A 12447-nucleotide genomic window follows, 5' to 3' on the forward strand; every position below is an offset into this window, starting at 1 on the left:
CAACCTGGTCATCGTCCCCGTCGTGGACGGCAAGATCAGCTTCTACAACAACGCCGGCACCGTCGACCTCATCGCCGACATCACCGGCTACTTCAGCAAGTAGCCGGGCCCGGCGCGACGGCCCCCCGCCCTTCCCGGCGGGGGGCCGTTGCCCTACAGTCACCTGACGCATCGTCACTTCCGGCTGGAGGGACCCGCTCATGCGCCTCGGACTCGCACTCGGATACTGGGGCCGCGGCCCCTCCCCGGCCCACCTCGACCTCGCCACCGAGGCAGAGAACCTCGGCTACGACTCGGTGTGGACCGCCGAGGCCTGGGGTTCCGACGCCTTCACCCCGCTGACCTGGATCGCCGCGCACACCTCGCGAATCCGCCTGGGCACCGCCATCGCGCAGATGGCAGCCCGCACCCCGACCGCGACCGCCATGCACGCCCTGACCCTGGACCACCTCTCCGGCGGCCGGATGATGCTCGGCCTGGGCCTGTCCGGCCCGCAGGTGGTCGAGGGCTGGTACGGGCGCCCGTTCCCCGCGAGCCCGCTGACCGCCACGCGCGAGTACGTCGACGTCATCCGCCAGGTCCTGCGCCGCGAGGGCCCGGTCGCACTGGACGGCCGCTTCCACAGCCACCCGTACCGGGGCGAGGACGCGGCCGGGATCGGCAAGCCCCTCAAGCCCATCACCCACCCGCTCCGCGCGGACCTGCCGCTCCTCCTCGGTGCGGAAGGCCCGAAGAACATCGCCCAGACCACGCGGATCGCAGACGGCTGGCTGCCCCTGTACTGGTCGCCGACCCGCACCGACGTCTACCGGGCCTCGCTCACGGACCTCCCCGACGGCTTCATGATCGCGCCGATGGCCCGGGCCAAGGTCTGCGACGACGTCGCCGAGGGACTCCTCCCCGTCAAGGCCATGCTCGGCTTCTACATCGGCGGCATGGGCCACGCGGCCCGCAACTTCCACGCCGATCTGATGGCCCGGATGGGCTACGAGGACGAGGCCCACCGCATCCAGCAGCTCTTCCTCGCGGGACGCAAGGAAGAGGCGGTACTCGCCGTCCCGGACGCCTTCGCCGACGAGATCTCGCTGGTGGGCCCGCGGGAGCGGATCGCGGAACGCCTCGACCTCTGGCGCAAGGGCCCGGTCACCGACCTCCTCGTCACGGCCCCCGACCCGCACACCCTGCGCGTCCTGGCGGAACTCAACAGCTGAGGGCGGCGGGCGGCGCCACGCCGGACGAGTCAGTCCGCCTGCGGCACGGCCTCCAGCAACTCCCGCACGTCCAGCGGCATCACGGCGATCTCGATGCTCCCCCCGCCGTCGTAGGAGCAGGTCACGATCCGCGACGCGGGATTGATGGAGATGCCCTCCTTCATCGACGGCACCCGCACTCCGGTGGCCCGCCCGCCGGGCAGCGCCACGGCCTCCCCGCGCTCCGGAACCCAGCGGGCCGCGCCCCCGTCGGCGTACACCCGCCCCGGCCGCCACCGCCCCTGCCCGGCCGGCATCCGCGCCATCCCGGGAATCCCCGGCACGGGCCCGGCCCCCACGCGCGCCAGATGCTTGCGCCGCACCAGCCACCCGATCCCGACGACCCCACCGGCAAGCAACACGTACTCGATCACACGCCCCATTGAAACAGCCCCACGGTCGAGCGGGCCGTGACGCCCGCCCCGACCATGGAGCCGTCGACCGAGAGGCGGGGCTAGCCGCCGAGCTGGGAGGTACTGGGGACCTTGTCGGTCACCGTGGCGCCCGCGCTCTTGCCGGCCTCCTTCACACTGCCGATGACGTCGTCGAAGGACGAGATGTCGGCGTCACCCGCCTGGCCCTTGCGCAGCTTGCTGCCCAGCCCCTTCAGCGACTCGATGCCCGCCGTCAGCGGCGCCATCGCCTTCGACAGCAGCGGGTCGCCCTTGGCGTTGTCGGCGGCCGCCTTGAGCCGGTTGTACGCGAACGCGCCCGCCAGGCCCGCCTTGATGAGCGCGAAGGTGCGGCCCTTCGCGCCCTTCTTGAACTTGCCCGCCCGGTACGGCTTGACGATCCACTGGTAGGTCGCGCCCGCCGCGAGACCCGCGTTGGCGACGAAACGCGTCTTGGCGAACTTCTGCTTCTCGGCGGACGTGGTCGGCGAAGGGGTGGCGGCGGCCAGCTCGTCGGCCTCCGCCGCCGCCGGCTCCGCCGCGGCGAGCGCAGCCAGCTCCCCCATCGAGGCGGCGGACAGCTCCTCCCGCTGGCTACCGCCGCCACTGCCACAGGCGGTGGCACCGGCCAGCAACGCGGTCGACAGGACCACCGCCGTGAGGGCGCGACGGAATCGGACGGTCGTGGGTACGGACACGGTTTCCTCCGGGGACTCGGGCGTCCCCAGCAGCCTCACCCCGCACCCACACCCCCGCCACCCGGCGGACCCGTTCGGGTTTGCGACGCGCCCGGGCGGCAACACGCGCAGCATGACCTCACACACGCGAGTACGCACCCGAGGAAGCAGTCAGGCAGGCCGGGCCGTCGCTCTGGTGGCGGACGTGCTTGCCTTCGTGATCGTCCTGTGGATCCTGCTCTACTTCCTGGACGCCAACCAGGGCAACGAGCTCGTCAACTTCATCCACGACTCCGCGAGCTGGCTGGCCGGCTGGTCCTACGACCTGTTCACCTTCAGCCGCGAATGGGTCCAGGTCGTCATCGGCTACGGCCTGGCCGCCGTGGTGTACGTCCTGGTCGGCCACGCGATCGCCGGCTGGCTCTACCGCCGCTGACGCGCGCGACGAAAGGGGCCCTCCCCCGCCGTCCGGCGGGAGGGGCCCCGTTCGTTCGCGTCCGGGCGCGGCTCAGCCGCAGCAGTCCGGCTCCAGCCCGGCCGGGAGCGAACCCCCGCCGAACACCTCCGTGGTGGCCTCGTCCCCGCCCAGCGCCGCGACGGCCAGCAGCAGCGACCCCGCGGTCCACGTCGTCTGCTCCACCGGCCACACCGCCCTGTCCTGGAAGACGTACCCCGTCCAGTACATGCCGTTGTCCGCGCGCAGGTGCCCGATCGACCGCAGGACCTCCAGCGCCCGGTCCGACTCCCCCGTCGCCCACAGCGCGAGCGCCAGCTCGCAGGACTCGCCGCCCGTCACCCACGGGTTCGGCAGCACGCAGCGGACCCCCAGGTCCGGGACCACGAACTCGTCCCAGCGCGCCTCGATCCGCGCCGTCGCCTCCGCGCCCGTCAGCGCGCCCCCGAGGACCGGGTAGTACCAGTCCATCGAGTAGTGGTCCTTGTTCAGGAACCGCTCCGGGTGACGGCGGATCGCATGCCGCAGCGCGCCCGCGGCGAGCTCCCAGTCCGGCTGCGGCTCCTCCCGGTGCTCGGCGACGGCCAGCGCGCAGCGCAGCGCCTGGTGGATGGAGGACGAGCCCGTCAGCAGCGCGTCGGTGACGGCCGTGCCGTCCGCCTCACGCTTCCAGCCGATCTCCCCACCGGGCTGCTGGAGCGACAGCACGCACTCCACGGCCGCGTACACGGACGGCCACATCCGGTCGAGGAAGGTGTCGTCACCGGTCGACAGGTAGTGGTGCCACACGCCGACGGCTATGTAGGCGGTGAAGTTGCTCTCGCGGCTCGCGTCCTGCGGCTCGGCGGTGTCCACACCGTCGGGCCGGTCGGCGTAGGCCGCGTACCAGGAACCGTCCTCGTTCTGGTGCCGGGCCAGCCAGGCGTACGCCCGCTCGGCGGCCTCGTGCTCGCCGGCCGCGTCCAGCGCCATCGCCGCCTCGGTGTGGTCCCACGGGTCGAGGTGGTGACCGCGGAACCACGGGATGGCACCGTCGTCGCGCTGCACCTCCAGGATGCCCGCGACCGTCTCGGCGGCCTGCTCCGCTGTCAGTACGCCGTCCAGGACGAGGTGTTCGGTACGCCCGGGCGAGCTCACTGGGTCGCGCCGACGGGGAGGTGGGGCTTGGTCGCGTACGCCACGAAGCTCTTGCCGATGAGCGGGTTGAGGGCCTGCTCCGCCAGGCGCGTCGCCAGCGGCTTCTTCATGATGTCCCAGACCAGGAGCTTGTGGTACGCCTTCACCGGCAGCGCCTTGTCGTTGTCCACGCCGAAGGCGCACTTGAGCCACCAGTACGGCGAGTGCAGCCCGTGTGCGTGGTGCGTGCCGTACGGCTTGAGACCCGCCGCCCGCATCTTGCCCAGCAGCTCGTCCGCCTTGTAGATGCGGATGTGGCCGCCCTCGACCTCGTGGTAGGCGTCGGACAGCGCCCAGCAGATCTTCTCCGGGCCGTAGCGCGGCACGGTCACGGCGATCCGACCGCCGGGCCTGAGGACGCGGACCATCTCCGCGAGCACGCCCTTGTCGTCGGGGATGTGCTCCATCACCTCGGAGATGATGACGACGTCGAAGGACTCGTCGGGGAAGGGCAGCGCCAGCGCGTCGCCCTCCATCGCGGTGGCGGTGGCGCCGACCGGGGCCTCACCGGCCTCCTTCATCGCGGCGAACCACTTGGCGACCTCGCGGATCTCCTCGCCGTTGCGGTCGACGGCGACCACCTGGGCGCCTCTCCGGTAGCACTCGAAGGCGTGCCGGCCTGCGCCGCAGCCAAGGTCGAGTACGCGGTCGCCTGCGGCGAGCGGGAACCGGGAGAAATCGACGGTCAGCACGGGGTCCTGCCTTCGCGGTCGCGGGGGTGTACGGGGGTGGGGACGGTGTGGGTGGGGCGGAAGGTCACCGCGCGCGGCGGGCGCGGGCGGCCTGCTCGATGGCGGCGCGGTAGTGCGCGGCGGTGCCCTTGGCCGCCGCGGCCCAGGTGAAACGGGTCAGGACCCGTTCGCGTCCGGCGGCGCCGACACGGGCCCGCAGCTGCGGGTCGCCGAGCATCCGGCCCAGCGCGGCGGCCAGCGCGCCCGCGTCGCCGGGCGGCACGGCGAGGCATGTCTCACCGTCGGTACCGGTGACCTCGGGAATCGCACCACCGGTGGTGGCGACCAGCGGGGTGGCGGTGGCCATGGCCTCGGCCGCCGGGAGCGAGAAGCCTTCGTACAGCGACGGCACGCACGCGACCTGCGCGCTGCGCACCAGGTCGACGAGCTCGGCGTCGGTGATGCCCTTGACGAAGCGGACGGCGTCCTGGAGCCCGTAGGTCTCGATGGCGCGGGCGACGGGGCCCTGCTCGGCGCGCTTGCCGACCACGACGAGGTGGGCGTCGGGCTGCTCGGTGCGCAGCTTCGCGAGCGCCTCGACGAGGAACACCAGGCCCTTGAGCGGGACGTCGGCGCTGGAGGTGGTCACGATGCGGCCGGGGACCTCGGCCACCGACGGGTCGGGCGACCACAGGTCGGTGTCGGCGCCGATGTGCACGACGTGGATGCGCTCGTCCTGGACGCCGAGGTGGTCTGCGATCTCCAGCTTGGAGGATCCCGAGACGGTGAGGACGGACGGCAGCCTGCGGGCCACGCGGCCCTGCATGCGGGTGAAGGCGTACCAGCGGCGTACGGAAGCTCGCTTGACGCGGCCCTGCGCGGCGTCGAGGTCGAGCTTGCGGTCGACGGTGATGGGGTGGTGGATCGTCGTCACCAGCGGCGCGCCGAGGTCGCCGAGCAGGCCGTAGCCGAGGGTCTGGTTGTCGTGGACGACATCGAACTGTCCCGCCCGCTCGCGCAGATGGCGGCGGGCGCGCAGCGAGAAGGTCAGCGGCTCGGGGAAGCCGCCGGTCCACATCGTCGCGACCTCCAGGGCGTCGATCCAGTCCCGGTACTCGTCGCGTCCCGGCGTACGGAAGGGGTCGGGGCTGCGGTACAGGTCGAGGCTCGGGAGCTCGGTGAGCGTGGCGCCCGTGTCGAGCACCGGGTAGGGCTGTGCGCCGATGACCTCGACGGAGTGCCCCAGGCGGACCAGCTCGCGCGAGAGGTGCCGGACGTAGACGCCCTGGCCGCCGCAGAACGGGTTTCCCTTATAGGTGAGGAGGGCGATGCGCAGCGGACGCTCGCCGTCGTCGGCGGAACCCGCGAAAGGGCTCGTCACCACGGCCTCAGCGGTCACTCTCGGCCCCCTTCTCGCTGCACTTTCGCCGGAGCGTAACCGCTCGGATAATGTAGAACAAGTTTCAGACTTGATCCGTCCAAGAGCATTGAATCTACCGGCCGGAAACCACACCGTAAGAGGTGGAGCAGGTGATTCACGCCACGACTGCGGCGCCTGCCATGCTGGCTGCGGATCACCCCGGAGACAGCCCGCGCAACGACACGGAACGGGACACATGACAGCGGAAGTGAAGGCCGTCACCACACCGGCGTCGCCTCCCCTGACGGAGCGCCAGGAGGCACGCCGCCGCCGGATCCTGCACGCGAGTGCCCAGCTGGCCAGCCGGGGCGGCTTCGACGCCGTCCAGATGCGCGAGGTCGCGGAGGCGGCCGGCGTGGCGCTGGGCACGCTCTACCGCTACTTCCCGTCCAAGGTGCACCTGCTGGTCGCCACCATGCAGGACCAGCTCCAGCACATGCACACCACGCTGCGCAAGCGCCCGCCGGCCGGTGACGAACCGGCGGCCCGGGTCGCGGAGACCCTGATGCGCGCCTTCCGCGCGCTCCAGCGGGAGCCGCAACTGGCCGACGCGATGGTGCGGGCCCTGACCTTCGCGGACCGCAGCGTGAGCCCCGAGGTCGACACCGTGTCCCGCCTGACCACGGCGATCATCCTGGACGCCATGGGCCTTGAGCACCCGCCGACGGCGGAACAGCTCTCGGCGGTCCGGGTCATCGAGCACACCTGGCACTCGGCGCTGATCACCTGGCTGTCGGGCCGCGCCTCGATCGCCCAGGTCAAGATCGACATCGAAACGGTCTGCCGCCTGATCGACCTGACGTCGCCGGAAAAGTCCTGAACCGACCGCTGGAGGGCGGGGCGGGGGCGGGGGCTCCGGCCGGACGGGGGGTGGAAGGCGCGGCGGCGGTTGTGGGGGTCGGTGTCCGCGTCGGTCGGGATCAGAGATGTCCTGGGGATTTCCCGTCAGTCCCATCGTCTCTCCGTGTCGGGCCGGTCCCTCAAGGACGCTCCTTCGTCGCGTCACTACGTGATGTCGCTGCGCTCCACCCCTGACCGACCGTCCCGCCCCGGAAATCCGAAAGACTGCCGGCAAGCCCCCAAAGGAACGGGCCGGGGGATCGAGCAAGAGACGGGGCGGCCAGCGATGCGCGGGCAGAGCGCAGGGCGCCACTAATCGCAACGCGCTCCCCGACAACGGCGTCAGCGAGCCCGTGTGGCTGGTCATAAGCCGCCATCAATCGCTACGCGCTCCTGTCAGACGGCGCCCGCGGGCCCCTGTGGCAGGGCATAGGCCGGCAGTCGCATGCACGCCTCAGCCCGTCCAACGGTGACACCTGCGTTACGGCTGGTACTCGAAAGGGGTCAGCCCCGGGGTAATCGACAAGTAATGCTACTTGAATTACTACCAGCAGACGAAGGCGCTCGCCACGGTGAAGCTTACGGGCGGTACGCGTCACGCCCGGGCAGAGGTTCCGATCGCCGCACCAAGCAGCAACTCTTCGGAGTGTGCGATAGGTTGGTGAGTCACTCCGGGGCTGTTCGGCTGCCCGTGCAGCCCGGAGTGACGCCACCTCCACGTCGGGCTCACCCATCGAACGGGGGAAGAACAATCACACGCTTGACCCGTGCTCGCGTCGCGCCGGTCGCCGCGTCTCTCGGAGCAGGTCTTCTACTTGGCCTCGTGGGCCCCGTTGCCGGGAAATGGGACAATCCATTTTGCGTCGCCGTGAGTATTGTCTTTTCCAGCGGCTGGCCGTGGGCCTGCTACGCATTGATGGTGGGCTATTCCCGTCGATCCAAGATCGAGTCGGCATTGCTGGCGTCTTTGGGGTTGGCCATCGGCGTGGTCACGTACTACGTTTTCAAGGATATGAATCCCACCATTCCTGCGGGAATGGAAGCAGCCACCTCCGTTCCGGCCGGAATGGAGCCTGACACCTCCGGCCAGGGGAAGATTCTTCTGTGGGGAACAGCAGCCTTCGTGTTCGGCGCGCCCGTGGGACTCATGGGGAACGTAGCGCGAACGCCCGGAGTCGGTGGCCTTTTGTTCCGTCTGGTTGTTCCTCTCACCGCCTTCTTCGAGGCGACTCAGCGGTTGAGGGTGGAGGCCGACTCGGAGGGGGCGGTATTCGCTCTGACCTGGAACGTGACTCGCGTCGGGGCATGCGTCGCCGCCGTGGCTCTCGTCGGACACACGGTGTGGAGCCGGCGCGCCCGGCATGGCCGAGCCGACGGGTCGGCGGAAGCCGCCGCGCCCGTCCGGCGTCTCTGACCCCTGGTCCGCCGGGAGAGGGTGGGGCTTCGCGCGCCGAGCGTGCTATCTCGGTGGACAGGGGTCGGCGGGCTGTTCGATAGTCCCGCCCATGGCTTCTCTCGTACGACACATCACAGTTGACTGCTCCGACGCCTACGGCCTCGGGCAGTTCTGGGCCGCCGTCCTAGACGGTTCTCTCGCCGACGACGACTTCCCCGGGGACCCCGAGGCGCTGGTCATGGCTCCCGGATCGACGCTGCTCTTCGTGGCGGTTCCCGACGCCAAGAGCGTCAAGAACCGTGTGCACGTGGACCTCCAGCCGCAGGACCGCACGCGCGACGAGGAGGTGGAGCGCATCGTCGCCCTGGGCGCCACCGTCGTCGGCGACCACCGCAGGCCGGATGGGACCGGGTGGGTGACGCTCGCCGACCCCGAGGGCAACGAGTTCTGCGTCGAGCGGAGCGCCGCGGAGCGGAAGTGACCCCTCGTGCGCGTCTTCGTGAACCGGGTCGTCGAGGACGGGCGGGTCGCTTTCCGCTGCACTGACGGGCACGGAAGCGCGGTCGCCCACTGGATGGGCGACCGGCTTCCGGCACCCGGCACCGACGCCTTCGTGGAGCTCACGGTCCCCGGCCCCCTCACCGAGTGGGGTCCCGCGCCGCCGACGGCCGCGTGCGACCTGCAGCTCGGTCCGGCCGGCGTGGTCGTCACCGGTGAGGTGCTGAGGGTCGGCGGGCACGGGGACCCCGTGGTGGTACTCAGGGTCGGTTCGGACGTTCTGCTGGTCGAAGTCACCTGCCGTGGCGCCGGGTTGAGAATCGGCCGGCGCATCTCCTTCGTGCCGCCCCGGCTTGAGGTGTACCCGTACGGGCTCTGACGGCCCCGGCCGTAGGGCGGGGGCCCCGCCCCCGCCCTACGGCCACGCTACTCCTCCGGCGGGAAGACCGGTTCGCCGGTGCCGGCCAGGGTGATCATGATGGCTTCGACCGGGCAGCCCTCCGCCGCCGTGAGCACCGGTTCGCTCGCGTCCGACTGCGGGCTGCGCGGGTGGGACTGGCGCGCCGAGTCCAGGACGAAGCCGTCCGGGGCGTGGTTCACGCACATGCCCGAGCCGATGCACACTCCCCGGTCGACCTCGACCTGCCAGCGGTCGCCCATCAGGCACCCGCCTCGTAGCCCGCGGGCAGGTGGATCATCTTGTGCTCCAGGTACTCGCTCAGGCCCTCCGGGCCGAACTCCCGCCCCAGCCCGCTGTTCTTGTAGCCGCCGAACGGCCCCAGCATGTCCAGGCTGAAGGTGTTCACGTTGAAGGTGCCGGTGCGGATCCGCCGGGCGAAGTCGATGCCGTGCTCGACGTCGCCGGTCCAGACACTGCCGCTGAGGCCGAAGTCGGAGTCGTTGGCGACCCGTACGGCCTCCGCCTCGTCCCCGTACGGGATCAGGCAGACGACCGGGCCGAAGATCTCCTCGCGGGCGATCCGCATGGTGTTGTCGACGTCGCCGAAGAGCGTGGGCTCCACGTACCAGCCCTGGTCGAGTCCCGCCGGGCGGCCGCCGCCCGCCAGGACCTTCGCGCCCTCCTCCTGGCCGATGCGGATGTAGTCCAGGGAACGCTGCTGCTGCCGCCGGGCGACGAGCGGGCCGAGCTGCGTCGCCGGGTCGAGCGGGTCTCCGACGACGAGGGCGCCGGCCGCGGCCGCGAGGGCCTCGGCGACCTCCTCGTAGCGGCTGCGGGGGGCGAGGATGCGGGTCTGGGCCACGCACGCCTGGCCGTTGTTCATCCAGGCGGCGGGCACGATCCCGGCGACCGCGGTCTCGATGTCGGCGTCGGGGAGGACGACGGCGGCGGACTTGCCTCCGAGTTCGAGGGTGACCCGGGTGAGGTTGCGGGCGGCGACCTCCATCACGCGCTTGCCGGCGGCGACCGAGCCGGTGAAGGCGACCTTGTCTACGCCGGGGTGGCCGACGAGGTACTCGCTGACCTCGCGGTCGGCGGGCAGGATCGACAGCACGCCTTCGGGCACCCCGGCCTCGCGCGCGATGTCGGCGAGGATGTAGGAGTCCAGCGGCGCCTCCGGGGAGGGCTTGAGGACCACCGTGGAGCCGGAGAGCAGCGCCGGCGCCAGCTTGGCGGCCGCGACGAACTGCGGGACGTTCCACGGGATGACGGCGGCGACGACGCCCACGGGCTCGCGGCGCACCAGGATCGGGCCGAGCACGCCCTGGCGGTGCTCCTCGTAGGGGTAGTCGCGGGCGACGGTGATCGCGGCGTCGTAGACCATCATCGGGCCGAGGGCCTGGGCCAGGACGCTCCAGGAGTAGGGGGAACCGTTCTGGGAGCTGATCGAGCGGGCGATCTCCTCGTGGCGGACGGCGATGGCGTCCTTGATGCGGGAGACGACCGCGATGCGCTCCTCCAGCGTCATCCGCGGCCAGGGCCCTTCGTCGAAGGCCTTGCGGGCGACGGCGACGGCGCGGTCGACGTCCGCCTTCGACGCGTGCGGGACGGAGCCGATGACCTGCTCGGTGTGGGGGGAGACGATCCGGATCCTGTCGGTGCCCAGCGGATCCGTCCACTCACCGCCGATGAACAGTTTTCCGTGTTCCACGAGCTCCGTCATGGCTGAGGCCTCCTGCGGCTTGGCGTTCCCGAACTGATACCAGTTCTAGTTCCAGGAGTCCACGGCCGGGACGGAAGAGCGAAAAGATCCAACGACTGGCCAGAATCCCGAGAAGATGGTCGACTTGGGCTACTACTGGAACGCGTTCTCGTCTGAGGACGGCGGTCGACAGGCGGAGGGCTCATGGCGCAGGACACGTCACAGGTCACCGATCACGGCGGAGGCGTGTGGGGGATCAAGGTGCCCATCCCCGACAACCCTCTCGGACACACCCTCGTCCACGTCCTCGACACCGACCGCGGCCCGGTCCTCGTCGACACCGGCTGGGACGACCCCGAGTCCTGGGACACCCTCGTCGCCGGCCTCGCCGCACTCGGCATCGCGATCGCCGACGTCCACGGCGTCGTCATCACCCACCACCACCCCGACCACCACGGGCTGTCCGGCCAGGTCCGCGAGGCGTCCGGCGCCTGGATCGCCATGCACGCCGCCGACACCGAGGTCGTCGTACGCACCCGGTCCTCCGAGCCCGGGGCGTGGTTCGACTACATGAGCACGAAACTCGCCGCCGCCGGAGCCCCCCAGGAGCACATCGCCCCGCTGCGCGCCGCCCGCGCGAGCGGCCGCGCACGGACCCTGCCCGGACTGCGCGCCGCCGTCCCCGACCGGGAGATCGTCCCAGCCGAGCTGCTCCCCCTCGCCGGACGCCGGCTGCGGGCGATCTGGACCCCCGGCCACACCCCCGGACACGTCTGCCTGCACCTGGAGGAAGAGCATCCGGCGAACCTCCCCGGCAACGGCCGCCTCTTCTCCGGCGACCACCTGCTGCCCGGGATCTCCCCGCACATCGGCCTCTACGAGGCGCCCGAGGACCCCCGAGTCACCGACCCCCTCGGCGACTACCTCGACTCCCTCGAACGCATCGGCCGCCTGGCGCCCGCCGAGGTGCTGCCGGCCCACCAGCACGCCTTCACCGACGCGCCCGCCCGCGTCCGGGAACTGCTGGACCACCACGAGGAACGCCTGTCGGGGCTGTGGGCGCTGCTGGCCGAGCCGCTGACCCCGTGGGGGCTCGCGGAGCGGATGGAGTGGAACCGGCCCTGGGAGCAGATCCCGTACGGCTCCCGCAACATCGCCGTCTCGGAAGCGGAGGCGCATCTGCGGCGGCTGGTGAAGCAGGGCCGCGCCGAGGCGGTCCCGGGGACCGACCCGGTGACGTACCGCGCGGTCTGAGCGGGATCCTGCCGGTCCGCCGGCATGCCACGCCGGGCCCGGCATGACCGGAGGAGAGGCCCCCCGGGGCCGGGGCCGCCGGCGCGGCACGGCCGGGCCGCCCGAGCCCGGTGCCCGGGCACCGGGCCCGGCCGTGATCCCGCCGACACCCCCCGGGCCCGGGGGCTACGGGCCGGTAGAGTGAGGCGGTCGTCCACACCCCGTACGGGGGGAAGCCGGTGCGATTCCGGCGCTGACCCGCAACCGTGACCCGCCCCCGGCACCATCCGGGCGGGAAGCCGGAATGCCCCGTACCGGAGTGCGCGGCTCGTGCCGCC

The 12447-nt window shown here is 71.5% G+C and carries 14 protein-coding genes and 1 riboswitch; of the genes, 7 read left to right on the plus strand and 7 right to left on the minus strand.

The genetic code is table 11. From position 1 onward, the window contains the following. Nucleotides 1-200: 200 nt before the first annotated feature. Nucleotides 201-1211: an LLM class F420-dependent oxidoreductase gene (locus tag AB0F82_RS15445; protein ID WP_362627428.1), complete on the plus strand. Its 1011-nt coding sequence runs from the start codon at nt 201-203 to the stop codon at nt 1209-1211. 29 nt (nt 1212-1240) lie between these two features. Here AB0F82_RS15445 and AB0F82_RS15450 read toward each other — a convergent pair whose 3' ends face one another. Further along, entirely contained in the window at nt 1241-1624 is a 384-nt protein-coding gene (locus tag AB0F82_RS15450) for a hypothetical protein (RefSeq protein ID WP_356810285.1), read from the minus strand. Nucleotides 1625-1704: 80 nt separating this feature from the next. Continuing rightward, nucleotides 1705-2274, minus strand: a complete 570-nt coding sequence (locus AB0F82_RS15455; protein ID WP_362627690.1) for a hypothetical protein — start codon at nt 2272-2274, stop codon at nt 1705-1707. 178 nt (nt 2275-2452) lie between these two features. On the opposite strand from AB0F82_RS15455, the gene AB0F82_RS15460 reads away from it, so the two are divergent. Continuing rightward, nucleotides 2453-2755 carry a hypothetical protein gene (locus tag AB0F82_RS15460; RefSeq protein WP_362627431.1) on the plus strand — a complete coding sequence of 101 codons (303 nt, stop codon included), beginning with the start codon at nt 2453-2455 and terminating at the stop codon, nt 2753-2755. 72 nt (nt 2756-2827) lie between these two features. Here the strand turns inward: AB0F82_RS15460 and AB0F82_RS15465 are convergent, their stop codons facing one another. The 3 genes from AB0F82_RS15465 to AB0F82_RS15475 form a co-directional block, all read right to left on the minus strand. Beyond that, nucleotides 2828-3910: a prenyltransferase/squalene oxidase repeat-containing protein gene (locus AB0F82_RS15465; protein WP_362627434.1), complete on the minus strand. Its 1083-nt coding sequence runs from the start codon at nt 3908-3910 to the stop codon at nt 2828-2830. Then, nucleotides 3907-4641 carry a class I SAM-dependent methyltransferase gene (locus tag AB0F82_RS15470; protein ID WP_356810288.1) on the minus strand — a complete coding sequence of 245 codons (735 nt, stop codon included), beginning with the start codon at nt 4639-4641 and terminating at the stop codon, nt 3907-3909. Before AB0F82_RS15470 ends, AB0F82_RS15465 begins: the two co-directional genes overlap by 4 nt. 64 nt (nt 4642-4705) lie before the next feature. Then, entirely contained in the window at nt 4706-6019 is a 1314-nt protein-coding gene (locus AB0F82_RS15475) for a glycosyltransferase family 4 protein (RefSeq protein ID WP_362627437.1), read from the minus strand. A 217-nt stretch (nt 6020-6236) separates the two neighbouring features. Between AB0F82_RS15475 and AB0F82_RS15480 the strand changes: the two genes are divergently transcribed. From AB0F82_RS15480 to AB0F82_RS15495, 4 genes are all read left to right on the plus strand, one after another. Beyond that, nucleotides 6237-6860, plus strand: a complete 624-nt coding sequence (locus tag AB0F82_RS15480; RefSeq protein WP_362627440.1) for a TetR family transcriptional regulator — start codon at nt 6237-6239, stop codon at nt 6858-6860. A gap of 843 nt (nt 6861-7703) precedes the next feature. Continuing rightward, entirely contained in the window at nt 7704-8294 is a 591-nt protein-coding gene (locus tag AB0F82_RS15485) for a hypothetical protein (RefSeq protein ID WP_362627443.1), read from the plus strand. A gap of 91 nt (nt 8295-8385) precedes the next feature. After that, nucleotides 8386-8757 (plus strand): VOC family protein, encoded by a 372-nt coding sequence (locus tag AB0F82_RS15490; RefSeq protein ID WP_362627446.1) that lies wholly within the window; start codon nt 8386-8388, stop codon nt 8755-8757. A gap of 6 nt (nt 8758-8763) precedes the next feature. Continuing rightward, nucleotides 8764-9153: a hypothetical protein gene (locus AB0F82_RS15495; RefSeq protein ID WP_362627449.1), complete on the plus strand. Its 390-nt coding sequence runs from the start codon at nt 8764-8766 to the stop codon at nt 9151-9153. A 47-nt stretch (nt 9154-9200) separates the two neighbouring features. On the opposite strand, the gene AB0F82_RS15500 is transcribed toward AB0F82_RS15495, so the two are convergent. Together AB0F82_RS15500 and AB0F82_RS15505 are read right to left on the minus strand one after the other, a co-directional pair. Next, the gene (locus AB0F82_RS15500) at nt 9201-9434 is read right to left on the minus strand and encodes a ferredoxin (RefSeq protein ID WP_362627452.1); all 234 of its coding nucleotides are present in this window, start codon (nt 9432-9434) and stop codon (nt 9201-9203) included. Continuing rightward, nucleotides 9434-10897 carry an aldehyde dehydrogenase gene (locus AB0F82_RS15505; protein WP_362627455.1) on the minus strand — a complete coding sequence of 488 codons (1464 nt, stop codon included), beginning with the start codon at nt 10895-10897 and terminating at the stop codon, nt 9434-9436. Before AB0F82_RS15505 ends, AB0F82_RS15500 begins: the two co-directional genes overlap by 1 nt. Before the next feature lie 183 nt (nt 10898-11080). Here AB0F82_RS15505 and AB0F82_RS15510 point away from each other — a divergent pair, with 183 nt between their 5' ends. Continuing rightward, nucleotides 11081-12130, plus strand: coding sequence for an MBL fold metallo-hydrolase (locus AB0F82_RS15510; protein ID WP_362627458.1), 1050 nt, complete (start codon nt 11081-11083; stop codon nt 12128-12130). Between the two features lie 158 nt (nt 12131-12288). Beyond that, a riboswitch (cobalamin riboswitch) is annotated at nt 12289-12390 on the plus strand. Nucleotides 12391-12447 lie beyond the last annotated feature (57 nt).

The organism is Streptomyces virginiae (genome assembly GCF_040638905.1).
GTDB classification, from domain to species: Bacteria; Actinomycetota; Actinomycetes; order Streptomycetales; family Streptomycetaceae; genus Streptomyces; species Streptomyces virginiae_B.

Excerpts from the sequence above, each read along its gene's own strand:
- AB0F82_RS15510 (WP_362627458.1), top strand. The coding sequence starts at position 11,081 with ATGGCGCAGGACACGTCACAGGTCACCGATCACGGCGGAGGCGTGTGG.
- AB0F82_RS15445 (WP_362627428.1), top strand. The coding sequence starts at position 201 with ATGCGCCTCGGACTCGCACTCGGATACTGGGGCCGCGGCCCCTCCCCG.
- AB0F82_RS15490 (WP_362627446.1), top strand. The coding sequence starts at position 8,386 with ATGGCTTCTCTCGTACGACACATCACAGTTGACTGCTCCGACGCCTAC.
- AB0F82_RS15480 (WP_362627440.1), top strand. The coding sequence starts at position 6,237 with ATGACAGCGGAAGTGAAGGCCGTCACCACACCGGCGTCGCCTCCCCTG.
- AB0F82_RS15500 (WP_362627452.1), bottom strand. The coding sequence starts at position 9,434 with ATGGGCGACCGCTGGCAGGTCGAGGTCGACCGGGGAGTGTGCATCGGC.
- AB0F82_RS15505 (WP_362627455.1), bottom strand. The coding sequence starts at position 10,897 with ATGACGGAGCTCGTGGAACACGGAAAACTGTTCATCGGCGGTGAGTGG.
- AB0F82_RS15460 (WP_362627431.1), top strand. The coding sequence starts at position 2,453 with ATGACCTCACACACGCGAGTACGCACCCGAGGAAGCAGTCAGGCAGGC.